At 69.9% G+C, this 21,285-nt stretch carries 21 protein-coding genes; 10 read left to right on the forward strand and 11 right to left on the reverse strand.

Going from position 1 to position 21,285, the window contains the following annotated elements:
- Window positions 1–162: 162 nt before the first annotated feature.
- From WMF39_RS11795 to WMF39_RS11810, 4 genes are all read right to left on the reverse strand, one after another.
- Window positions 163–1,083 (reverse strand): hypothetical protein, encoded by a 921-nt coding sequence (locus tag WMF39_RS11795; RefSeq protein ID WP_437745630.1) that lies wholly within the window; start codon window positions 1,081–1,083, stop codon window positions 163–165.
- 19 nt (window positions 1,084–1,102) lie between these two features.
- Window positions 1,103–2,572, reverse strand: coding sequence for a serine/threonine protein kinase (locus tag WMF39_RS11800; protein WP_437745631.1), 1,470 nt, complete (start codon window positions 2,570–2,572; stop codon window positions 1,103–1,105).
- 50 nt (window positions 2,573–2,622) lie between these two features.
- Window positions 2,623–3,570 (reverse strand): hypothetical protein, encoded by a 948-nt coding sequence (locus WMF39_RS11805; protein WP_437745632.1) that lies wholly within the window; start codon window positions 3,568–3,570, stop codon window positions 2,623–2,625.
- A gap of 468 nt (window positions 3,571–4,038) precedes the next feature.
- On the reverse strand, window positions 4,039–4,659 hold the full coding sequence (locus WMF39_RS11810) for a glutathione S-transferase family protein (RefSeq protein WP_437745633.1): 621 nt from the start codon (window positions 4,657–4,659) through the stop codon (window positions 4,039–4,041).
- Between the two features lie 631 nt (window positions 4,660–5,290).
- On the opposite strand from WMF39_RS11810, the gene WMF39_RS11815 reads away from it, so the two are divergent.
- The 7 genes from WMF39_RS11815 (at window position 5,291) to WMF39_RS11845 (ending at window position 9,404) form a co-directional block, all read left to right on the forward strand.
- Entirely contained in the window at window positions 5,291–5,632 is a 342-nt protein-coding gene (locus WMF39_RS11815) for a hypothetical protein (RefSeq protein WP_437745634.1), read from the forward strand.
- A gap of 132 nt (window positions 5,633–5,764) precedes the next feature.
- Window positions 5,765–6,310 carry a hypothetical protein gene (locus tag WMF39_RS11820; RefSeq protein ID WP_437745635.1) on the forward strand — a complete coding sequence of 182 codons (546 nt, stop codon included), beginning with the start codon at window positions 5,765–5,767 and terminating at the stop codon, window positions 6,308–6,310.
- A gap of 137 nt (window positions 6,311–6,447) precedes the next feature.
- Entirely contained in the window at window positions 6,448–6,807 is a 360-nt protein-coding gene (locus WMF39_RS11825; RefSeq protein WP_437745636.1) for an immunity 8 family protein, read from the forward strand.
- A 303-nt stretch (window positions 6,808–7,110) separates the two neighbouring features.
- Window positions 7,111–7,488 (forward strand): hypothetical protein, encoded by a 378-nt coding sequence (locus WMF39_RS11830; protein ID WP_437745637.1) that lies wholly within the window; start codon window positions 7,111–7,113, stop codon window positions 7,486–7,488.
- A gap of 464 nt (window positions 7,489–7,952) precedes the next feature.
- Window positions 7,953–8,156, forward strand: coding sequence for a hypothetical protein (locus WMF39_RS11835; RefSeq protein ID WP_437745638.1), 204 nt, complete (start codon window positions 7,953–7,955; stop codon window positions 8,154–8,156).
- A gap of 11 nt (window positions 8,157–8,167) precedes the next feature.
- A complete protein-coding gene (locus WMF39_RS11840) occupies window positions 8,168–8,734 on the forward strand; it encodes a hypothetical protein (protein WP_437745639.1) in 567 nt (188 codons plus the stop codon).
- Between the two features lie 115 nt (window positions 8,735–8,849).
- Window positions 8,850–9,404: a hypothetical protein gene (locus WMF39_RS11845; protein WP_437745640.1), complete on the forward strand. Its 555-nt coding sequence runs from the start codon at window positions 8,850–8,852 to the stop codon at window positions 9,402–9,404.
- Window positions 9,405–9,497: 93 nt separating this feature from the next.
- Here the strand turns inward: WMF39_RS11845 and WMF39_RS11850 are convergent, their stop codons facing one another.
- The 6 genes from WMF39_RS11850 to WMF39_RS11875 form a co-directional block, all read right to left on the reverse strand.
- Window positions 9,498–10,085 carry a chemotaxis protein CheW gene (locus WMF39_RS11850; protein ID WP_437745641.1) on the reverse strand — a complete coding sequence of 196 codons (588 nt, stop codon included), beginning with the start codon at window positions 10,083–10,085 and terminating at the stop codon, window positions 9,498–9,500.
- Window positions 10,082–11,848: a methyl-accepting chemotaxis protein gene (locus tag WMF39_RS11855; protein WP_437745642.1), complete on the reverse strand. Its 1,767-nt coding sequence runs from the start codon at window positions 11,846–11,848 to the stop codon at window positions 10,082–10,084. The genes WMF39_RS11850 and WMF39_RS11855 overlap by 4 nt, the downstream gene beginning before the upstream one ends.
- A complete protein-coding gene (locus WMF39_RS11860) occupies window positions 11,845–13,563 on the reverse strand; it encodes a chemotaxis protein CheA (RefSeq protein ID WP_437747966.1) in 1,719 nt (572 codons plus the stop codon). The genes WMF39_RS11855 and WMF39_RS11860 overlap by 4 nt, the downstream gene beginning before the upstream one ends.
- A gap of 5 nt (window positions 13,564–13,568) precedes the next feature.
- Window positions 13,569–14,093, reverse strand: coding sequence for a chemotaxis protein CheD (locus tag WMF39_RS11865; RefSeq protein WP_437745643.1), 525 nt, complete (start codon window positions 14,091–14,093; stop codon window positions 13,569–13,571).
- Window positions 14,090–14,767: a GAF domain-containing protein gene (locus WMF39_RS11870; RefSeq protein WP_437745644.1), complete on the reverse strand. Its 678-nt coding sequence runs from the start codon at window positions 14,765–14,767 to the stop codon at window positions 14,090–14,092. Before WMF39_RS11870 ends, WMF39_RS11865 begins: the two co-directional genes overlap by 4 nt.
- Before the next feature lie 85 nt (window positions 14,768–14,852).
- On the reverse strand, window positions 14,853–15,221 hold the full coding sequence (locus tag WMF39_RS11875; RefSeq protein WP_437299247.1) for a response regulator: 369 nt from the start codon (window positions 15,219–15,221) through the stop codon (window positions 14,853–14,855).
- Between the two features lie 764 nt (window positions 15,222–15,985).
- Here WMF39_RS11875 and WMF39_RS11880 point away from each other — a divergent pair.
- The 3 genes from WMF39_RS11880 (at window position 15,986) to WMF39_RS11890 (ending at window position 19,925) form a co-directional block, all read left to right on the forward strand.
- Entirely contained in the window at window positions 15,986–17,503 is a 1,518-nt protein-coding gene (locus tag WMF39_RS11880; RefSeq protein ID WP_437745645.1) for an isochorismatase family protein, read from the forward strand.
- On the forward strand, window positions 17,500–18,204 hold the full coding sequence (locus WMF39_RS11885) for a glutathione S-transferase family protein (protein ID WP_437745646.1): 705 nt from the start codon (window positions 17,500–17,502) through the stop codon (window positions 18,202–18,204). The genes WMF39_RS11880 and WMF39_RS11885 overlap by 4 nt, the downstream gene beginning before the upstream one ends.
- A gap of 617 nt (window positions 18,205–18,821) precedes the next feature.
- A complete protein-coding gene (locus tag WMF39_RS11890) occupies window positions 18,822–19,925 on the forward strand; it encodes a glucuronyl esterase domain-containing protein (RefSeq protein ID WP_437745647.1) in 1,104 nt (367 codons plus the stop codon).
- A 393-nt stretch (window positions 19,926–20,318) separates the two neighbouring features.
- On the opposite strand, the gene WMF39_RS11895 is transcribed toward WMF39_RS11890, so the two are convergent.
- Entirely contained in the window at window positions 20,319–21,197 is an 879-nt protein-coding gene (locus tag WMF39_RS11895; protein ID WP_437747967.1) for an alpha/beta fold hydrolase, read from the reverse strand.
- Window positions 21,198–21,285: the final 88 nt, after the last annotated feature.

A 21,285-nucleotide genomic window follows, 5' to 3' on the forward strand; every position in this document is an offset into this window, starting at 1 on the left:
GGAGCATACTCGGGGTGACCGCTATAGAGCAGGATGAGCTGGCTCGGATCTGGCTCTGGCAGGTTGTCGGCGGGGACCGGCGAGGAGCAGCCGATGAGCACCCACGTGGCCAGCATGGAGAGCGCAACCGAGCGCATCGCGGCGGCTACCTCACGGCCTTGGTCAATTATCAGCACTGGCATGAATCACCTCCACAAGCTCCACGCTGGAGCAGCAGAAAATTCGGGTCTCGCCGCTCTCGATCGTGCCGTCCACCAGGGAGACAGCGGTTGTTGGCGAGCACGTCCCCGGCTCGTCCTGTGCGAACACCACACGCACCGCTGCCAGAGGCAAAGCTTCGTGTGCTTCACGGCAGATTTCCTCTTCTGTACGGACTTCGTTGATCGAGGCCAGCATGTTCGAGCAGCTCGCGTCGCTGAAGAGCAGCACGTCCGCTATGCAGCTTCCGCCAACGGGTTTACCGCACTCGCAGGGCGTGCAGGTGCGCGCGTCTCGGAGCTTCTCCTGAAACTCGAAGCGCGTGTCGAAGCCCAAGCGGCACGAGCCATCGTCTTCAGGGGTAATACACGCGAGCCCTTTGAAGTCTGTCACATACTCATCGGTCCACGGGCAAGCTCGTGCAAACTTCCCGCTGAGGGGCGGCGGATTAAGGTCCTTCGAGGGGTGGCACTTGTCAGCCATCGTAGGTGGCTTGAGGGTGACCGCGGTGAACGCGTCGCCCGGGACAGGTGACGAGATCTCGGCGCAGTGCCCTGGCGGGTCGGCTGCACCGGCGAGGTCGATCTTCATCCCTTCGCCTGCGCAGAGAGGCGCCTCGTGCACCAGCATCCTGTCCGGCAGCGCGCACGCGGCAGGGCCGCAGGCGCACGGCCCGCATACGTTCTGGTACTGAGGATTCATGGACACATCGGCCCAGCCATCCCAATAGTCGAGTCGGCCATCGGGACAGATGGGGAAATCCGGCGTGTCACCTACCCACAACATCACCGGGTTAGCATTGGCCCGGGGCCTGGGGATCTCGATGCCATCCCCGCAGCCGAGCAGCGCCGCCGCGCTGAGAACGAGACAAGAGGTTGATCGCATCGTGAAGCCCTTCCGCTGCTCAGTAATCGACCTTCTGACAAGGGATGATGCCGTCGCAGGGATCGAACTCCCGCTCCGGCGGCGTCATGGCCTGCGGTGGGGGAGCGGCGGGGCGGGTTGTGCGGGGCCGCGGCGCGACGGGCGGCGCGGCAGCCGGTGGTGGCGGCTCGGGGCGCCGCTCGGGAGGCGGAGGAGACGGCAGTTGGCTGGCTCGGAGGGTGGCTACCAGGACGCCCCGTGCCAGGTGCAGCGCGGCTGCGCGGGGGGGCTGCCTCCACCAGAGGAGGACCGCCGCCGCGCTGCCCAGCAAGAGCGCGAGCACCGGGCCGATCGAGCGTGGGCTGGAGCGCCGCGCTGGCGTGCCGCTCGGACGCGTAGGGATCGAGGGCGGCGGCGGTACCGGCAGCATCGGATCGAGGTCCGGCAGGTCGGGCGCCGGGGGCGACGGCGGTGCGACCGGAGGCGCGTGGGCGACGTCACCCCGCGCGTGCCGTGGTGGCACCGCGCTCTGGAGCGTGTCGGGCGCCTCCGAAGAGCGCGGCGTGGCGACCGGAGGCGCGTGGGTGACGCCGGCCCGCGCGTCCCGCGGTATCGCGCTCTTGACCGTATCGGGCGCGTCGGAAGGGCGCGGTGTGGGTGGCGTGACGGCTCGTCCCCCCTCCTCACCCGAGGCGAACGCCTCCGCCTCGTCCTCCACGGGGATCGGCGCGCCCTCGTCCGGCTCGCACCGGGCGCCGGACGGCTCCGCGGGGACGTCACGGGCAGGCCGCGGAGGCTCGCCGAGCTCTTCCCACGCTCGGGCGAAGGGAGTCAGCGCAGCGAGCATCTCGTCGATGCTCGGGTGCCGTCGCTCGGGGTTCTCCGCGAGGGAGAACTTGATCATCCACTGAAGCAGCGGAGGCATCCCGGCGGGAAGGCTCGGGGGCCAGGTCCACGTCGAGAGGGGGCGCTGGCACAAGAGCTCGTACAGGATGGTGCCGAAGCCGTAGACGTCGGTCCGGCGTCCCACGCGTCCACCGCCGATGAGCTCCGGCGGCGCATACCCGTACGGATCTTGATTGGCTTCCTCCGCGCCGAGCTGAAAGAGACGAACGAAGCCGAAGTGCGTTATCGCGTACCGGTCACCGTCCACGACGAAGACCCGGTCCGGGCTCATGGCGCCGTGGATGACAGAGCGCTCATGCGCGCGCACGAGGCAACGGCCGATGTCGATCAGCACCTTGAGCGCAGCGGGCCCGAGGTCGTTCCCGCGCACGGCGTCGATGAGCGGGACCGCGCCGCCGAGCACCGGGGTCGCTGCCCACGCCACCGAGCCGTTCACCCCGCCGTAGAGCACGCGGACGACCTCCGGGACGTCGTCGGAGAGGCGTTGAAGGCGCGCCATTTCTTCGGTGAACGCGCCTTCATCGAGGCTCGATCCCTCGCGGACGTGCAACCAGACGAGGGCTCCCGTGTCGCCGAGCTGCCGAGCGAGGAAGTGACGGACCATGCCGCGCTCCTCTCTGAGCAGCTCGTGGCCTTCCCAGATCTCGCCGGCGGCTACCATACGAGCCTGACTTCCGCGCCGGCGCATCGAGGGCGGATCTCGGCTTTCCGCGGCCAGACGACGTACGCGACCGTCGCGGCGCCGAGCGCTGCGCCGGCGACGAGCGCTGCCGTGCCGAAGCCATGGAACAGGCTTGCTCGTGAGTCGGCGGCGCTGGCTTCGCCGTAGACCTCGCGGAACTGCGCGCTGCTCGGGGCCATCGAGCCGTCCGACAGGCGGGCCACCTTGGCGGACGTCTCGTGCTCGGCGAAGTCGCCGGCCTCGCGAAGCTCGACGGCGGTGAGGAGCAGGGTCATCGTGGCGGCGGCGCCGGCGGTGATGATCCAGGGGGCGCGGGCGCTTGTGACGGGAGCCTTGGGCGCCTCGAAGAGGGGCAGGGGGACGCGGCGCGACTGCCCCGCCGCGACCTTCACGAGCGCACGGACGACCTGCCCCTGCTCGTCCATCGCCGTGACCTCGTGCAGTCCAGGCGCGACGAAGACAGGGCCGCCCGCGCTCACCTCGCGACCGTCCACGAGCAGCCGTGCCGTGCCCGGCGGGGGGCTCACATGGAGCTCCGCCACGCGCTGCCGCACCGCTGCGAGATCGGCGTGCCTCACCTCGTAGCGGCGGCGCTCGACGTCATCGGTCGGCGCTGGCATCTTCTCGACGCACTCCTCGAGCTCGGCCGCGGCCTCCTCAAGGCGATCGAGGCGCAGATCGAATTGCCCGAGCTGACACACGGCCATCGTCGATGGAGCGATGGCGTTGACCCGCGCCCAGAGCTCGCGAGCGCGAGCGAGCTCGAGCCGCTTGGCGGCCCTCTCCGCCTCATCGATGAGCTCCTGGACCTCGCGGGACCGCGGGGGAGGCTCCGCTGCCGCGAGAGGGACGGCGCCGGCAAGGACCACGGACAGGGTGGCGGCTCGCGCTGCATGGACGAAGAGGAGACGATCACCCACCGTTCACCGTGCCGGCATGAAGGGACCACGACGCGGCGCTTACAGCACCAGCGCGGGGGGCTCTTCTACACCATGTTGCAACACGAGCGAACGCGGATGTTGCCTGCCTCCGCGCACGACCCCAGTCGTCGCATTGCCTGCGTGCGCAAAAAATTCTCATGGATCGCCATAAAAAAGAGACCGCCGCACCTCTGTGCAACTCCAACGGTCGCCGGGAATCGCTGCCAGCCCCGCCCAGGGGCAGCCAGCGCAGCGCGTCCTCGAGCGCGCCCGCCCCGTCGCGCTCGGCCGCGTCCTCGAAGCCGCGGAGCAGGACGCCGAGCGCGTCGAAGGCCCGCTCCGCGAGCGCGCCCGCGACGTCTGCCTGCTGCGCCCTGCTGTCCCAGGGGACGGGCTGATCCATGCCGAGCGCCCGGAGTGTACGCGAACGCGGCGTGCTTTGCTGCAGGTTCTACCTGCGCGCGGCGTTCAGGGCTTGATCTTCGCCGCGAACGCTCGCGTGACCGCCGGCCTCGCCTTGATCGCCTTCTCCCAGCGCGCGAGGTTCGGATAGGGCTCGATCGCTACCCCCATGCGCGCGGCCCCGGAGATCCACGGAAACGTGGCGATGTCCGCGATCGAGTACTCGTCGGCGAGGTACTCGGACTCGGCGAGGCGGCCGTCGAGCACCTTGTAGATGCGGTCCTGCTCCTGCTGATAGCGCTCGATCGCGTAAGGGATCTTCTCGGGCGCGGCGCTGCGAAAATGGCCGAGCTGGCCGAGCATCGGCCCCACCGCGCCCATCTGGAACATCAGCCACTCGATGACGCGCGACCGGCCCGGCTCGCTCGCGGGCAAGAGCTTGCCCGTCTTCTCGGCGAGGTAGATGAGGATCGCGCCCGACTCGAAGACGGTGACCGGCCCGTTCGGGTGGTCGTGATCCTGCAACGCGGGGATCTTCCCGTTGGGGTTGATGCGCAGGTACTCCGGCTTTTTCTGCGCGCCGGACCCGATGTCGATGGGCTTGATCTGGTAGGCGAGCCCGAACTCCTCGAGGAGAATCACGGGCTTGTAGCCGTTCGGCGTGGTCCACGTGTACAGGTCGATCATCTGGTGCTCCCTCCCATCCGCGGTGCCCCCGGCACCTGTCCCGGTATCTGCAGGGGGATGCTCCCCGGGTGACCCGCGAAGGTCAAGCGAGGGCTGAACGGCACGGCCGAGCGCCACGTAGTGTCGACGTCTGGATAAACTCGGGACATACGCCCGCATGTCACGTGGGATGCGCCCACTTCTTCGTCGACGCCGATGTCCTCGCGCTCCCCATCGCGCAGCACATCGATTACACCCGAGCGAACCCACCCGAGAAGGGTCTTTCCGACCGCGGCGGCCTGGGCGCCCGCAGCCCCTCGATGCCCCTTCGGTCCGAGGTTGTGAACGGACCGGTAGGTGTCGGCAACCTCCCGATCAGGCGGCCGCGCCGTGTCAGCCAGGCGCGACGCGGAGCGGCGCCTCCGGCCGCACGTCCGCCGCGCCCCCTCCAGGCGACCCAGGTCCCCGGAAAGGCAGCGATTGCGCCCGGCTAGACGGATCTAGCCTACGTCGCTGGGCAGCATTTGGCCCTTGCGGCGCAGAGCCGGTCTGTGAGATTTTTTTTTGTGAAGGAGGCCCCAAAGGCAACGAACCAGACAGACCTGGCCCCGCGTCTTCGGTCGATCAACGAAAAGGAGTGTCAGGCGAGCACATGAGCGCGACCGTCTATGACCGAAACGTCGATTTCTACATCGACTTCGTCGATCGCGGGCTGAAGTCGAATCGTTATCTGCCGCTGCTCACGCTCATGACCGATCTGAACGGCGCGCGCGTCTGTGATCTATGCTGCGGCGAGGGGTATCTCGGGCGCCATCTGATCGCGCACGGCGCGCATGAGGTTCCGGGCATCGACGCCTCGACGGGATGGTCCTCGTTGTCGCCGCGCGGGCGATCGAGGAGGAGATTGCAATGGCGCCGAAGCACGGTGTCGCGCAGTTGCGCAGTCAATCGATTCGACGGAGCCGCTGCTCGGCGTCAGCGCGGTGAGCTTTGAACACGCACGATCGGAAGGCGAGAAGCTGGCTAACCAGGTCGTCGCTGCTGATGTGGCCCTCGCTCCGCTCGGGACCGCGCAGCAGAACGCCAGTCGTCAGGCAGACACGGCAACCCCGCAGGAGGTTCTCGAATGCCCTTCGAAATCCCACCGCCCCTGCTCGAACGCCTGCGCGCTCGACGTCTTGAACAACGTCAGCTGCGGGCGACCCGCAGTGCTGCCGGCGCGCCGCGCGAGCAGGCGGGCGGCAACTTCATCGATTCCATTCGACACCTCTTCTCCGGCGCTTCTTCCGTCGATCAGGCGGCCGGGCGGTACGTCGCGGCCATGAGCTCCTGGCAGGACGAGGTTGAAGAGAAGTACGACGCGTTCCTGCTCGACCCCGGCATGGGACCGATGACCTACCTGACCTCCGACGGCCGCGTTCTCGAGGACCTCCGTGGCTGGGACGGCGATGAGATCGTCGAGGTCGGCGGTTTGCACGCACATTCGGCGCTGATCGTCGGCGCCCGGAAGACGGGCATCGTCGAGCTCCTCGAGCTGATCCCGCGGCCACCTCCGGGGTCGTCGGTCTGCTCGAAGTGCAACGGCAAACGCGTAGCTGAACCGGCCCCCGGATTCGGAGTCGAGCTCCCCTGCAACGAGTGCGACGCGCGCGGCTGGATCGATGCGGGCTGACTCCCGGATGAACCCGTCGTGGCTCCGCGCTCCACGCCTCGCGCGCAGGTCGAGTCGAGCGCCTCAGCGGCGAAACACGCGTGACGCCGTGGACGCCCTTGACCAGAGGGCCGGTTTGCTCTTCGTTTTCCCCGACCATGAAGCTCGTCATCCGCTCCGCTGGCGTCTGGGGGCATCCCAATCTCCGGACGTGGGCGCCCGACGATCCCGACGCGTTCGCCGAGCTCGTGATGCTGGACATCGGGCCCAGAAAGGGGGCGGGCGCGGATTCCTTCACCCTCAGGGTGGCCACGCCCGCCGGGCTGGACCGGCTGGAGGCTCGCGATGGCATCCTGGCCACCCGCCCCCTGCTCGTGATGCGCCGGTACGACGTCGACGATCTCTGGCGCTGGCTCGAGCAGACCGTCGCGTCCTGCGAGGCCGAGACCTGGCCCGCCTGCGTCGAGAACCTCCGGCGCTACTTCGCCTGGGAGTACGAGAACTACCGGGAGCCGTGACACGGCGCGCGCTCTCCTGTTCGCCCCCGCTGCGCGCCGCAGCGCCGGCGTTCGGCGCGTGCGGCGGCTCCTCCGGCCCGGCGGCCCAGCCGGCGCTCGAGGCCCCCGGAAAGGCGGCGATCGCGGCCAGTGTCAGGCGCATCTACGCCACCGCGCTGGACACCCTTTGGGCCTTGCGGCGCAGAGCCGGTCCGTGAGATTTTGTGTGGGGGAGGTCCCAGAAGGTGACGAACTGGACAGCGCTGGTCCCGCGGCTTCGGTCGAATCTGCTGACCTTTGCGCCGCTTGTCCGAGGATAGAGAAATGAGGCTGACAGTCTTTCTGGAGGAGTACGCGAAGCACACGGCGCTCAACGTCGGGCAAGTGATGCAGGGCGTCCGGTACTTCTACTCCCATCCGGACTGTGATGATGTCGCGCCGCGAGGGACGGTCAAGCACTGTTTCTTGTCGATGTCCCTTCGAACAAGGCGAATCGCGAACGACCTCTTCTTCTCGGTGATTCCACCTCACTGGCATCACACGCCGGAGGAGCTTCGCGAGATGCGACCGATCCCGATCAAGAAGTGGTTCTTCTATGGATATTCAGCCTGGCAATTCGACGAGTCCGGGGAGGTCAGAGCCGACCTCGACGGAACAGAGGATCGAAGATGGGATCCGCGATGCCAGAAGCCACAGACTTGACGGGTGGAGCGCCTGACGACGGTCTGCGGCGGACGGCGCTTCGCGCCGCCGCTGAAGCCGAGCGCCGGGCGGACCAACGTGACGTGCGCTCGAACGCGACGTGGCGCGAGCGAGAGGACCCACGGTAGGAGGACGGGGAACGTAGAGGTGCCCGGGGAGACGTGCGAATGGCCAGAGGGTCCTGGTGGCGCTGGAAGGAGGTGCTTGCCGCTTTGACGATCAGCGTGGCTGCGCTCGCCATCGTCCTGCATGATCGCTCACCGGGCTGGCTCCGCGCGGGCGTCTACGTCCTTGCGGTTGTAGGACCGTTCCTGCCTCTGCTGGCCCTCATCCCATGGCATTTCATCGCCAGGCGTCGTGGTCTCATTCCCCGGAGTCGTGTCCCGTGCGGGGTGTCGCTCTCGGACGGGGCCCTCCATGTCAGGCGAGGCGACACGTGCTCGATCCATGCGCTGGGGATCATCGTGCGCGCGCGCTTCGCGCGGAACGACAACTGGACGGAGTCGAAGATGCTGGAGGATGCGCTGGGGCTCTTCGCGCTGGATGGACGCGAGATCGAGCGCCTGCCCGGGTCGGCAGCCGACCTCGGTGGGCTGCTGGTCGAGCTGGAGGCGCGCGGCATCCCGGTCGAGCACGTCTACGTGAGCGCCCCGGCGGTGCTCGATTGAGGCCGTTCGCCATGAAGGTACAACCCTACAAGCTCGGTTCGCTGGCACCCGATAGCCGCTGGGTCGAGCATCGATACCCGGACGCGTGGGATCTCCAGCGCACCACGGGCCCCGATCGCCTGGTGCTCGCGCCGGCCGAACGCCAGATCGACCTCATCCTCGATCTCCTGCGACCGTTGCCGGCGCCGTTCGGTGTTCTCCACGTGCTCGTGGTGTCCCGCTGCGGCAACGCGGCTGCTCGGCGGCAGGAACCAGCCCCGATGCAGTTGCGAGATGTGGCCGGCTTTCTTCGCGAATTCGAAGAGTTCTTCGAGCGCGATGGCCGCCATCACGTCTGGGTCACATCGTTGCCCTCGCAGAGCACGATCGTCTACGACAACCACAACATTGTCTACGCCTACGGCCCGCTCGAGCAGTTTGTCGGCCATGCTGAGGCGCGCGGCCTGGCACGGCGCGCGATCGAGATCCCTGTCCCGCACCATCACTGCTTCAATCCCGAGTATGACGATACGGAGGCAGCGCTGCTCGCTCGCTTCGATTGGCTTGAGTTTCCGCTCCAGCCCGGAGACGACCCGTGATCGCGGTGGCTCTCGGTGTCGCCGACGCTGGCCGACCTGGGTCTGCTGCCGATGAGAGGGTGAGCACGCGTCCCCGCTCGCGGCAGAGGCCCCGTTCGGCAGCAAAGGGGAGGCGATGCTTTCATGGGCTGAAGTGAAGCCTCTGATCTCGCAGATCGTCGGCCCGCGACTTGCCGATCTCGGGTTCCACAACCCAGGCCGTGCCATGTGGCGGCTTCGCCCGTACTTCGTCGACGTCGTCTGGTTTCACTGCCCTCGCGCCGGCATCTTCCAGGTCGAGTTTGGCTGTGGGCTGCGCAAAGCCGTCCGAAACAATCCGGCTCCCTGGCATTGCCAGCTCCGCACGCAGCCGGCGCATTCGTTCAACTGGGAGGAACTACCCTGGTCGTTTCGCCTGTCGGAATCGGAGCAGGTCGAGGTCCTTCGGCTACTCGCCCCTCGGGTCGTGGCGGCCGCAAAGCGGTGGTTCTCTCACTTCGACACGATCGACAGCGCCATCCGCGCGCTGGAGAGCAATCCGTTGTCGGGGCCGCGGAATGTAGCGCCCTTCGCCCCCGGCAGTCCGGCATACAACGAAGCGATGTCCGAGCTGCGCGCCGCGGCGGCCGGCGTGGCCGGACAACCTGCTGCGGCGGACGAGGCCGGGGCTCTGCACCGCCCTCGCCGCTGAGCGCGAACGTTGTCGCTCGCGATGAGCGGCGCGCATGCCACGGCTTCGGCAACTGAGCAGCCACGGCTGCTCTCCCCCTCTGGCAGCGGACGCCTACGGGGAAGGCCGCGGCCTGCCCTCGCCGGCGCCGAGCGCGCCGGCCCCCGCGGGCTCGCCCCGCGGCGGCGCGCCCGGCAGCGCCGCGCGGGCGCCGCCTTCGGCCTCGAGCGACGCGGCCGCGAAGAGCTCCTCCGGCGAGAGGATCCGGTCGATGTCGAGCAGCAAGAGGAGCCTGTCGCCCACCTTGCCGAGGCCGACGAGGTGGCCCTGGCGGGCCCGCGTGCCGAACGGGGGCGGCGGCTCGATCGCCGCCGCGTCGAGGTCCACGACGTCGCCCACCGCGTCGATGAAGAGGCCCATCCGGGTGAGCTCGCCGTCGAACTCCGTCTCGACGATGAGGATGCAGCTCCGCCGCGTGATCACCGACGCCGGGAGCCCGAGCCGGACGGCGAGGTCGATGACCGGGATCACGCGCCCCCTCAGGTTGAGCACGCCGAGCACGGCCTGCGGCATCCTCGGCACCCGCGTGATCGCGGTGATCTCGACGATCTCCCGCGCGCGGAGGATGTCCACCGCGAGCTCGTCGCCGCCCACGAAGAACGAGATGTACTGCGACGATCGAGGCTCCGGCGCGGCGCTCACGGGACCTCTGCGCGCGCAGAGGCGGCCCGATCCGCGCCCCGCGGCGGAAAGCGCTCGAACTCGGCGTCCTCGTGCAGCGCCGCGGGGGAGCGCAGGGCCCCGTTCGTCCTGGCCCGGGCGAGCGTCGCGAGCATGGCGGCGCCGTTCGAGGCGCCCGGCGAGGCCGGAGAGCCCTCCCGGGACGGCGGCGGGAGGCGCCGCGCGTCGCCCGCGCCGGGGGCGCGCGGCACGCGGGTGCGCTCGGGGAACGCGTGCTCGTCGCCCACCTGGAAGAAGCGCAGCATGCCCGAGAGCGCGTCCGCTTGGGCCGCGAGCTCCTCGGCCGTGCTGGCGAGCTCCTCGCTGATCGCGGCGTTGCGCTGCGTCACCTCGTCGACGCGGCGCATGGCGCTGTTCACCTGGCCGACCGCGTCGGCCTGGCTGAGCGAAGCGGTCGCCACCTCCTGCGTGAGCGCCGAGGTCCGCCGGATCGAGGGCGCCATCTCCTCGAGCAGCCGCCCCGAGCGATCGGCGACCTGCACGCTCGTCGACGCGAGCGCGCCGATCTCCTTGGCGGCGGCCTGGCTCCGCTCCGCAAGGCGGCGGACCTCGCTCGCGACCACGGCGAAGCCGCGGCCGTGCTCGCCGGCCCGGGCCGCCTCGATCGACGCGTTCAGCGCGAGCAGGTTGGTCTGGTACGCGATCTCCTGCACGATCGAGACCTTCTCGGCGATGTCGCGCATCGCGGCCACGGTGCGCTGGACCGCCGTGAGGCTCTGCTCCGCGGCGGCCGCGGCGCCGGTGGCGAGCTCGCCGGTCTGCTGGCTGCTCTCGGCGTTCTTCTGGATCGAGCCGCTCACCTCCGAGAGGCTCGCCGACGTCTCCTCCACCGCGGCCGCCTGCTCGCTCGTGCCCTGCGACAGGTTCTGCGAGGTGGCCGAGATCTGCGTCGAGGCCGCGGCGAGCGACTCGGCGCCCGTGCGGATCTCCAGGAGGACGGTCGAGAGCTTGTCCGCCATCTCCCCCATCGCCTCCTCCAGCTGCCCGAGCTCGTCGCGGCCCGCGGCCACGCCCCGGTGCCGCAGATCGCCGTCGGCGATCCGCCTGGCGAGCCCCACGGCCGAGCTCAGCGGACCCGTGATGCTGCGCGAGAGGAGGACGCTGACGAGCACGCCGACCGCCAGCGCCACGAAGGCGATGAGGCCCATGTCCCGCGAGGCGCGCTGCGCGTCGCCGCTCAGGGACGCCTGCATCGCCTTCATGTGCCTCGTGCTCGCCTGGGCGAAGCCCTCGGCCGATTCCTCGAACCGATGGATCTCGTCCTTGAAGCCGGTCATCACGTTGTTCGCCGCCTGGGACGTGGGCAGCTGCCCGGAAAGCACGTCCTGCATCACGCGGCGAAAGCCGACGATGTAGCTCGCCAGATCGCGCCGCATCGCGGCGACCGACTCCCGCTCGTGGGGCAGCGTCACGAGGCGGTCGAGCTCGTTCAGCCGGCGCTGGATCTGCGCCTCGGCCTCGTTCCATTTCTCCTGATACCCCTGCTGGATCGGGCGATCGCCCATGCTGAGGAAGCAGTCTTTCTCGTAGCGGCGGAGCTCCAGGAGGTCCCGCTCGAGCTGCATCGCGATCGCGAGCTCCCGGACGTCCGACACCAGGATCTCGTGCGTCTTCTCCGCGACGGAGGTCAGGCCGAGGTGCCCCGAGATCGCGATGGCGACCATGAGCATCGCCATGAACGCGAGCGAGAGCGAGAGACGCAGCGCAATCCTGAGCCGGTTCATCGTGTCCTCCCCTCCGAATCCATCGCCCCTCCCCGCGCCTCCGAGGGGGGAGCCCGCCATCGAGCCCTGGGCGCGAGCTCGCCGCCGCTGGCGCGGCCGCGGGTGAGGTCGTGCATCAGCGCGTCCACATCGAGGATCAGCGCGAGCCTGCCGTCGGCGAGGACCGTGGATCCGGTGATGCCCCGGGTGCGGCGGAAGAGCCGGCCGAGCGGCTTGATGACCGTCCTGCCCTCGCCGTCGAGCGAGTCGACGACGAGGCCGGCCTGGCCCCCCTCGTGGGCCACCACGACCACGCTCTCGCGGGCCGGCGCAGGCCCGGAGAGCCCGAAGAGGTCGCGGAGCCGCACGCACGGCAGCGCGCGCCCGTGCACGTGAAGGACGCCGCCCGGGCCCGCGGCGAGGGCGCCGCGCGGGAGCCCGACGCAGGCGACGACCGCGCCGAGCGGGATGACATAACGCTCGCCGGCGGCGCTCACCGAGAAGCCCTCGATCGTCGCGAGGGTGAGCGGGAGCCGGAGGATCAGCGTGGTGCCGACCCCCGCGGCGCTCTCGATCCCGATCGAGCCCTCCAGCGACTCGACGCGGCGCCGCACCACGTCCATGCCCATCCCCCGGCCGGACAGATCGGAGACGGTCGTGGCGGTGGAGAAGCCCGGCTCGAACACCAGGTCATAGAGCTCGCTGTCGGAGAGCGCGTCGGCGTCCGTGCACCTGCCCTGCGCGCTGGCCCGCGCCGCGATCTGGGCGCGGTTCATCCCGGCGCCGTCGTCGGAGACGCGGAGCGCGATGCCGCCGCCCTCGTGCGTCGCGCGCAGGGTGATCGTCCCGCGCGCGTCCTTGCCGCACGCCTTCCGCACCTCGGGCGGCTCGAGGCCGTGATCGATGCCGTTGCGGATGAGGTGCGTCAGCACGTCGCGGAGGCGCTCGATCACCGCGGTGTCCACCTCGACGTCGCCGTGCACGACCACGAGGCGCGCGAGCTTGCCGTGCGACCGGGCGAGATCGCGCACGGCGCGCTCGTACTGCCGGAACCAGGGGCCGACAGGCACCATCCGCGCGCGGCGGATCGCCTCCTCGAGCTTGGTGTTCAGCCGGTCGAGCTCCTCGAGGCCGTCCCGCAGCGCCGCGCCGACGGCGCCGCCCGCCAGCTGGACCTCGCGCGCGATCCGGTTCCGGGTGATCGCGACCTCGCCGATGAGATCGACCATGCAATCGAGCTTCTCGACGGTGATGCGGACGGTCTTCGCGCCCGAGCTCCGGTCGCCCTCGTCCGCGGCGCTCGCGGTGGCCCCCTTCGGCGTCGAGGGGGTGCCCTCGCGCTCGGTGCGCCGGGCGCTCTTGAGCCGCTCGAGCACGCTCGCGGGCAGCGAGGTCGACCCCGGCGGCTCCTCTCCGGCGTCCATCTCCGCGAGCTGGCGGCGCGCCGAGTCGACCGTCTCGAGGAGCAGCGAGACCACCATGCCGGTCACCGGCAGCGTGCCCCGGTGCAGATCCTCGATCACGTCCTCGGCGGCGTGGGTGAGCTCGCTCAGCCCGTGGGCGCCGACGGAGCTGGCGTTGCCCTTCATCGTGTGGGCGACGCGGAAGATGCGCTCCAGGAGGTGGCCGGCGTCGGGACGCCGCTCGAGCTCGAGGAGCGCGCTCTCGAGCTCGTCGAGGTGCTCGGCCGTCTCGGCGGCGAACATCTGCATGAGCGCGGCCCGCTCGGCATCCATCGCGGTCACAAGGGCTGGATGGCGGCGCTGCCGTCGTCGGTGCGGAAGATGAGCTTCCGGCCCTGGCTGCCGCCCGTGTCCTGCTGGACGACCCGGATCCCGGCGGCGCGCAGCACCATGACCCCGACCGTCACGTTCTGGTGTCCGAGGTGCGAGTCCCGCTCCCGGAAGGCGGAGATCATGCAGGCGCCGCCGACGATCCGGGCCTGGAGCGAGCGGGGCGTGGCGCCGAGGGCCGCCAGACGATCGAGGAGCTGCTGAAAGGCGGTGTCTCCGAAGCGCCCGAGCGGCAGCTTGAGGTTGGGGCAGCTGGGGAGCACGTAGTGGTTCATGCCGCCCACGCCGAGCGCCGGCTCCCAGAGGCAGATCGCGACGCACGAGCCGACGATCGTGGTGATGATCGTCGGCTCGCCCGACGCGAAGACGTTGCCCGGCGTGAGGTAGTGGGGCTGCGGGCTGCGCGGGGGGGGCGCGCTCAGCCGCGCTCCTCCAGCGCCGTACCGCTGCGACGGGGGCTTGAGCATCGTCATCGCATCTCCAGGGCGCCGCAGCGCTCCCGCCCCGCGCAGAACGGCCCGGCCGCCAGCGTGCCGAGCGCTTCGAGAAGAGCCTTGTCGATCGGCCCGAGCTCGGGTTTCTGCGAGAGCAGGTGGAAGACGGCGATGACGCCGACCACGCGCTCGTCCATCGTGAGCGGGACACAGGCCATGACGTCGCCCTCGCCGCGCGCGCAGGGGGCCTGGGGGGTGGCCGGGTCGCTGCCGAGCGCGGCGCCCTGCCGGAAATACGGCTCGATCCGCCGCGCCACGCGCCCCACGATGCCCTCTTCCGGCGCCAAGAGGACGGCGGACGACGGCGCGACGCCGTAGGCCGCGACGACCCTCACCGCCCCGCTGCCGTCGATCTCGAAGACGGCGATCTCCTCGGAGCCGACGAGGTTCGCGATGATGTCCTGGAGGGCGCGGCACGCCTCCTCACGGGTCCGGAGCGGCAGGAGCCGGCGGCTCGCGACATAGAGGCTCGCGAGCTGCGAGCGCTGCTGTTCCTCCTCGGCGCATCGAGCGGCGGCGAGCGCGAGCGCCGCCTCGGCGCAGACGGCGCGGGCCTCGAGGCGCCCGCGGGCCCTCCGAACCCGGACGAGCAGCCGGCCGAGCGCGCGGGCGCGCCGCGCGAGCCGCTTCTTCTGCCCTTCGAGCGCGCTCACGTGCGCTCGTGACGATCGCTCGCGGCGCACCGCGCGCTCCACCCCGCGTTCCGCTTGTCCATCACGCGACATGTCGGTCTTCACCTCATTCGCCGAGACAGCTCTTGACCTTCTCGAGGAGCTCCAGGGAGTCGATGGGCTTCGTGATGTAGTCGGAGCAGCCACAGCGAAACCCCTCTTCCCTGTGCGAGACCTCGCCTCGGCTCGTGACGAGGACAATGGGCGTCTCCCGCGTCGCCTCCTCCGATCGCAGCCTCCGGCAGGCCTCGAATCCATCCATGGCCGGCATGATCACGTCGAGCAGGATCAGATCAGGTCGCTCGGCGAGCGCCCTGGCCACCGCCGCGCTGCCGTCCTTGGCAGTGACCACGTCATAGCTCTTCCGGAGGATCATCTGCTCCATCATCAGGACGGTCTCCGAGTCGTCCACCAGCAGGATCTTCTTTCGAGACACCACCGCCTCCCCTCGCAGGCAACGAAGGCCACTCGAGCGCTCGCCCGCGCGGCTCGAACGCCCGCTCTCCCCAAGGGGCGTCGCCTTTGCCCAAGGTACGCTCGGGTCACGCCCCAAGTAAACATCAATCGAGGCAAGAACACTCGGACATACAGCATCTTTCTATTGGGCTGGCGGGCCGGCGGGCCAACGGGCCGGCAGATCGGCCCGCCGGCCTCGACCTTCTCGACAGCGCGGGTGCGAGGGCCGGACGCCACGGCGCGAGCGTCTGTGTCTGGCGGAGGTGCAGAGACCCTTTGGAAGGGGACGCAACAAAGCCATCGTGTTGTACGGCCGCTTACGACGTGGGCGGACACGCCAGAGCTCCGGGCTCCCATGGGTCGGGAGACGGTGTTCTCTGGTGAGCGCAGGCGGTCAGTTGTGGTGTTCGACGTGGACGTGCCCGCGCGGCGCACGTGCGCCGTGGCCAGATCGAAGCGCGGCGAGCCGTCAGGGGCGGAGGCGATAGAGCAGGCGCGCTTTGCGTCGCCTCAGGGCAGTGGCCTGGCAGCGTTGGCTCTCTCGACGAGCTGTCGAGTCGCAGCGTCGACCTCTTCGATCGTCGCAGCGTCGACCTCTTCGATCGTCATGGAGGCCCACGCTACCCTGTTCGACGTTGGAACCTCGGTGATCCCGGGTGAGCTCGGCCTGGCGCGCTCTGTTCCGCGCCCCGCGTCGCGGCCCCGGAGCTTGGCCGAGCGACCGGCCGGTGGTACCAGGGCACGATGGACGTGAGAGCTGGGGCGCCCTCCCGGGATCCTGCGCGCACGGCGCTGCTGATCATCGACATGCAGAACGACTTCCTCGCGGAGGGCGGCGCGTTCTCGAAGCGCCACTGCGATCCGCACCAGCTCGCGCAGACCGTGGCCTGGCTCGCGCGCGCGGCGCGAGCGCAGGGGCGGGTCGTGGTGTGGGTGACCTCGGCCTACGGCGAGATCGACGCGGCGCCGGACGCGCTCCGCGGGCAGACGCACACCGGCAGCGCGTGCTGCGCCCGCGGCACGTGGGGCGCCGAGCTGTTCCCCGCGCTCGTCCCGGTGCGCGCCGAGCGCCCCGCGGGGACCGCGGAATGGCACGTCGAGAAGCGCTGGTATTCGGCGTTTCGCGACACCGAGCTGCACGCCCGGCTGGCGCAGGCGGGCGTGACCGCCGTGGTCCTGTGCGGCGTCGCGACCAACGTGTGTGTCCTCGCCGCGGCCCGCGACGCGCGCCGGCTCGGCTATGACGTCGACATCCTCGGGGACGCGACAGCGGCGGGGACCGCGGGCAAACACGCCGTGGCGCTGCGCGAGATCGAGGGTCTCGGCGGCCGGCGCCGCAGCTGGGCCGACCTGCTCTCCGACGGACCCGGGCCCGTGCACATCGCCGGCATCGGCGCGGGCGAGACGGCGCTGTGGTGCGGCGCCCTCGACGAGCGCCTCGCCGGGGACGCCGGCGCCTTCGCCGCCGTCGAGCGCGAGGTCGCCTGGACGACGATGCGCCACCGCGGAGGGGAGGTGCCCCGCCTGGTCGCCATCCAGGGCGAGCGCTCGCCCGACGGCGCGATGCCGCTCTATCGACACCCGGTCGACGAGCAGCCCGAGCTCTGCCCCTTCACCCCCGCCGTCGACCGCATTCGCAGGGAGGTCGAGCGCCGCGTCGGACATCCGCTCAACCATTGCCTGCTCCAGCTCTACCGCACGGGGCGCGACTGGATCAGCGAGCACTCCGACAAGACGCTCGACCTCGTGCGCCCGTCGTTCATCGTCAATGTCTCGCTCGGACGACAGCGCACCATGGTGCTCCGGCCCAAGCGCGCCGAGGACGGGGATGCCATCCAGAAGGTCCCTCTGCCGCACGGCTCGCTGCTCGTCATGGACCTGGAGACGAACCGCCGATTCTATCACGCCATTCGCCAGGAGGGGGACACGGAGGGTGAGGGCGGCGGCCCGACGCCGCCATCGCGCATCTCGCTGACGTTCCGGCACATCGGCACGTTTCACGATCCGGCGACCGGGGCTGTCTGGGGCGTCGGCGCGCCCGCGTCCGAGCGCGCCGACGCCGAGGCGCGCGCCCGAGCCCGATCCGCGGTCCCCGAGCCGGAGCGCGAGGCGGAGGAGCGCGGCGAGGCAGAGCGGATGTTGCAGCTCTTCCGCGCCGAGAACATCGACCCCACCTTCGATGTCGCCGCGTACCGCCCCGGCTTCGAGGCGCTCAATTTTCGCACGCTCCGCGCGTCGCAGGAGCCCGGGGGCGACCGATGAGCGCGCGGCGCGCGGTGTATTTCGTGAACGGCTCGATCTCGAGCTGGCGCGTCCTGATGGCGGCTCACGAGAAGGGACTCGCCTTCGAGCCGCGCCGCCTGCGCGTGATGCGGGAGCCCCGCGAGACGCGCACCCCGGAGTTCCTGGCCCTCAACCCGCGCGGCCAGGCCCCGGTGCTCGTGGAGCCCGACGGCACCGTCATGAACGAGTCGCTGGCCATCCTGACGTACCTCGAGCTGCGGTATCCCGACCCGCCGCTCCTCCCGCCGCTCGCCGAGCCCGGCGCGCTCGCCCGCGCGCTCGCCTTCGCGCAGGAGTCCGAGGCCACGGCGTGTGTCTACGACCCGCTGGAGGGCCTCTTCGAGGCCGGCCCGGAGGCCGTGTCGCCGGACCGGCGAGCAGCCATCCTGGGCGCGCTCTCTGGCGTGGAGCGAGAGCTCGCGCTGTGGGATGCGCGGGCCCAGAAGACGCGGTTCATCGCGTCGGACGCCTTCACGCTTGCGGACTGCGCGCTCTACCCGGTGCTCGCCTACATGCAGCGGCGCGGGCTGTCGCTCGCCGGTTATCCGGCGCTCGACGCCTACGAGCGCCGCGTGCGCGGTCGCCCCGCGGCGGTTGCCTCGTACCCCGAGGGCTGGTCCCACGACCGGGCGCGCCCCGACCTGTTCGCGCAGGCGCGTGCGCTCGCCGCCGCGACGTAACGCGGCCGCCCCGCTGGCCGTTGTGTGAACGCGGCACGTCATCCGGGCTGAAGTTGGCCATTATCACTGAACCTTCCAGAGCCGTCATTCGACCGGGACTCATCGGACAGGATCGACCGCCGTCCGTTGCGCGGTGAGCTGAATAGTTGCACCACCCTGTGCTTGACATGAAAGCGCCTTTGGACGTCTCATTGCGCCGCGATCCCAGCTGCCGTTCCGGTGAGTGCAAATCCAACCGATGAACGTTGATTATGCTCGCTCCAGGAGGTCCATCCATGCGAACGCTTGCCACTCGAGCCGCCCGCGCTGCCCTCGGTCTTTGCCTCACAGCCGCTGCCTGCGGGCAGTCTGAGCCGAACAACTCCGGGCAAGGAGGTGCGGGCGGCGAGAGCGCGACCAGCAGCGGCGACACGACGTCGAGCTCCAGCTCGGGCAGCGGCACGGCGTCGAGCTCCAGCTCGATCGGCGGCACGACATCGAGCTCCAGCTCGGGCGTCGATACGACGTCGAGCTCCAGCTCGGGCACGGGTCCGGACGACACCCCTGTCGAGAACGCGAGCGCCGATTGCGAGGTCGCCGCCCTGCCGGAAGCGAGCGCTCTACCCAAGGTCTCCAAGTTGCCCAACCCGTTCACGAAGCTCGACGGAACCAGCGTTTTCACGAAAGCAGAATGGCACTGCCGAAGGCAGGAGATACGCAAGCAGGCTGAGAAGTACATCTACGGCGAGAAGCCGACGCCCGACGTGGTGACCGGCACCGTCACCGAGAACAAGGTCTCTGTCCACGTCGAGGCCCAGGGCAAGAAAATCGACTTCAGCGCCGACATCGTGCTGCCCTCGAAGGGGGAAGCGCCCTTTCCCGCGATCATCAACGTGGGCGGGAAAGGCGGGTTCGGCGGCATCACGCTAGGTGAAAGCCGCATCCTGGATCAAGGTGTCGCCGTCATCTACTACAACCACAACGAGATCGGCAGGGAGGGCACCGCGGAGCAATCCAGAGGAAAGCCCAACCCAGGAAAGTTCTATGATATCTACGGCGGAAATCACTCCGCAGGCCTCTTGATGGCATGGGCCTGGGGCGCCAGTCGGATCCTCGACGTCATCCAGGCGTCGGGAGGCGACATCATCGATCCGACCGGGATCGGCGTCACGGGGTGCTCGCGCAACGGCAAGGGAGCATTTGCCATCGGCGTCTTCGATGATCGGATCGCCTTGACGATCCCCCACGAGACGAGCACCGCCGGTGTCCCGGCCTACCGCATCGCCGACGTGCTGGGCAAGGAGCGGACGGACCACAACTACTTCGGGCTGAACTGGCTCAGCAACAATTTCGAGCCGTTCGTCTTCAAGAACAATGCCTCGAACGCCGTCAAGCTCCCGATCGACACCCACGCCCTGATCGCGATGATGGCGCCGCGCGGCCTGCTCGTCCTCGAGAACCCGCACCAGGCTCAGATGGGCGCCCCCGCCGGTCATACGGCGACAGCGGCCGGAGCAGAGGTCTACAAGGCGCTGGGCGTCGAGAAGAATGTCAGCTACCACTCGAAGGTCGCCGAGACGGCGCATTGCTCTTACAAGAACGAATACACCGATCTCCTCGCCAAGAATATCGCCAGGTTTCTGAAGCACGAGGGCGAGGCGCCCGGAGAATTCGTCGTGGGCTCGGGCGGCTCCCTCAGCATGGCGGACTGGGTGGACTGGCAAGCCCCAGCGCTGGAATGATGGCGCTGTTTCGGGGAGCGCGGCGATAGGAGACGCCGGCATCGACGCGGAGGCTGCGTTCTGGCCCGCGCTCCTGGATCTCATGAAGGCGGACGCCCCTCGAGGAGATCTTGATGGCGTACGCGAGGAGGAAGAACCGGGCCACCGGACGAGGCATGGACCGGCGGGACAGCGGCGCGCGCAGGATGTTCCCCGTGGCCGCGGCCGGGCAGCGCGGGGTCGTCCCCGCTTCACCCATCGGGCGAACCAGCCGGGTCAAATGATGGAACCGCGAAGTCGCCATATAGCGCCAAGATTTCGTGACTCTATTGGCGTCCGTGGCGGCTTGGCGGTTCAAAAGACCCCACCTTCGGCCAAAGTAGCCCTCCTCCCCAAGGGCATCCCGCGTGGGGCTCACCGCCCGCGCGTGCGCCCGAGCAGCGAGCGCAGGATCTCCTCTGTATGCGTCCACAGCAGCGAGCCTCCCGCCTCCGGGAGCACGCGCCTCTCTGCCGCGCGCAGCCGCCCGGCGAGCGACGCCCCGAAGTCCGGTGAGTGCACCGTGCTCGTGTCCCGCGCGCCGTACCACAGGTCGACCGGCGCGCGGATGCTCCCCGGATCGAACGGCCACGGGCTCATCGTCAGCACCGTGTCGCGCGCGTAGCCGGCCGGCCCCTGAGAGAACGCCTCATCCATCGCGCGCCGGTAAGCGCGCTCGAACACCGGGGCGGTGTACACCGCGCGGTCGACGTCCGCGAGCGTCGAGAGGACGAAGCTCCACATCGCCTCGGCGCTGAACCCGCCGAAGAACGCCTCCGCGCGCGCAGGGTCGGTCGCCACCAGCTCCACGAGCCGCCGCACGTCGGGCGCCAGCGCATCGGCGAACACCGGATTCGCCAGCTCATCGGTCCCCGCGACAACGGCCACGCCAGCCACGACGCTGGCCGCCGCGCAGGCCAGGGCGAACGGCGCGCCCGCCGAGAACCCGACGGCCGCCACGCCGGACAGCTGCCGCGCCTCGAGGAAGCGCCGTATGTCCTGCGCCCAGTCGCCGAGCGTGCGGCCCGGGGCCTGGTCCGACGCCCCGAGCCCCGGGCGATCCACGGAGATCAGCCGCACGCCGAGCCCGTCGACGACATCGCCCCCGAACCCCATCGACCGGCTCGTGGCGCCGCCAGGGCAGAGCAGCACGGGGATGCCGCCCTCCGGTCCCCACTCCGCCCAGCCCAGCCGCCGGCCGTCTGGAAGCGCCGTCTCCCCGAGCCGGACCGGCTCCACCACGCCGCTGATCATGGCCCCAAGGTAGTTGACCTGCACCGAGGATGCCAGGCGCTCCACGCGTGTCGGGAAGGCGCCGAGATCGAGGACGGATACCCGCGTG

The organism is Sorangium sp. So ce1504 (assembly GCF_051521635.1).
Taxonomy (GTDB): Bacteria; Myxococcota_A; Polyangia; order Polyangiales; family Polyangiaceae; genus Sorangium; species Sorangium cellulosum_B.

Coding starts and splice junctions, on each gene's coding strand:
- WMF39_RS11795 (WP_437745630.1), bottom strand. CDS start 1,083: ATGCGATCAACCTCTTGTCTCGTTCTCAGCGCGGCGGCGCTGCTCGGC.
- WMF39_RS11800 (WP_437745631.1), bottom strand. CDS start 2,572: ATGGTCCGTCACTTCCTCGCTCGGCAGCTCGGCGACACGGGAGCCCTC.
- WMF39_RS11810 (WP_437745633.1), bottom strand. CDS start 4,659: ATGATCGACCTGTACACGTGGACCACGCCGAACGGCTACAAGCCCGTG.
- WMF39_RS11815 (WP_437745634.1), top strand. CDS start 5,291: ATGAGCGCGACCGTCTATGACCGAAACGTCGATTTCTACATCGACTTC.
- WMF39_RS11820 (WP_437745635.1), top strand. CDS start 5,765: ATGCCCTTCGAAATCCCACCGCCCCTGCTCGAACGCCTGCGCGCTCGA.
- WMF39_RS11825 (WP_437745636.1), top strand. CDS start 6,448: ATGAAGCTCGTCATCCGCTCCGCTGGCGTCTGGGGGCATCCCAATCTC.
- WMF39_RS11830 (WP_437745637.1), top strand. CDS start 7,111: ATGAGGCTGACAGTCTTTCTGGAGGAGTACGCGAAGCACACGGCGCTC.
- WMF39_RS11840 (WP_437745639.1), top strand. CDS start 8,168: ATGAAGGTACAACCCTACAAGCTCGGTTCGCTGGCACCCGATAGCCGC.
- WMF39_RS11845 (WP_437745640.1), top strand. CDS start 8,850: ATGCTTTCATGGGCTGAAGTGAAGCCTCTGATCTCGCAGATCGTCGGC.
- WMF39_RS11855 (WP_437745642.1), bottom strand. CDS start 11,848: ATGAACCGGCTCAGGATTGCGCTGCGTCTCTCGCTCTCGCTCGCGTTC.
- WMF39_RS11860 (WP_437747966.1), bottom strand. CDS start 13,563: ATGGATGCCGAGCGGGCCGCGCTCATGCAGATGTTCGCCGCCGAGACG.
- WMF39_RS11865 (WP_437745643.1), bottom strand. CDS start 14,093: ATGACGATGCTCAAGCCCCCGTCGCAGCGGTACGGCGCTGGAGGAGCG.
- WMF39_RS11880 (WP_437745645.1), top strand. CDS start 15,986: ATGGACGTGAGAGCTGGGGCGCCCTCCCGGGATCCTGCGCGCACGGCG.
- WMF39_RS11885 (WP_437745646.1), top strand. CDS start 17,500: ATGAGCGCGCGGCGCGCGGTGTATTTCGTGAACGGCTCGATCTCGAGC.
- WMF39_RS11895 (WP_437747967.1), bottom strand. CDS start 21,197: ATGATCAGCGGCGTGGTGGAGCCGGTCCGGCTCGGGGAGACGGCGCTT.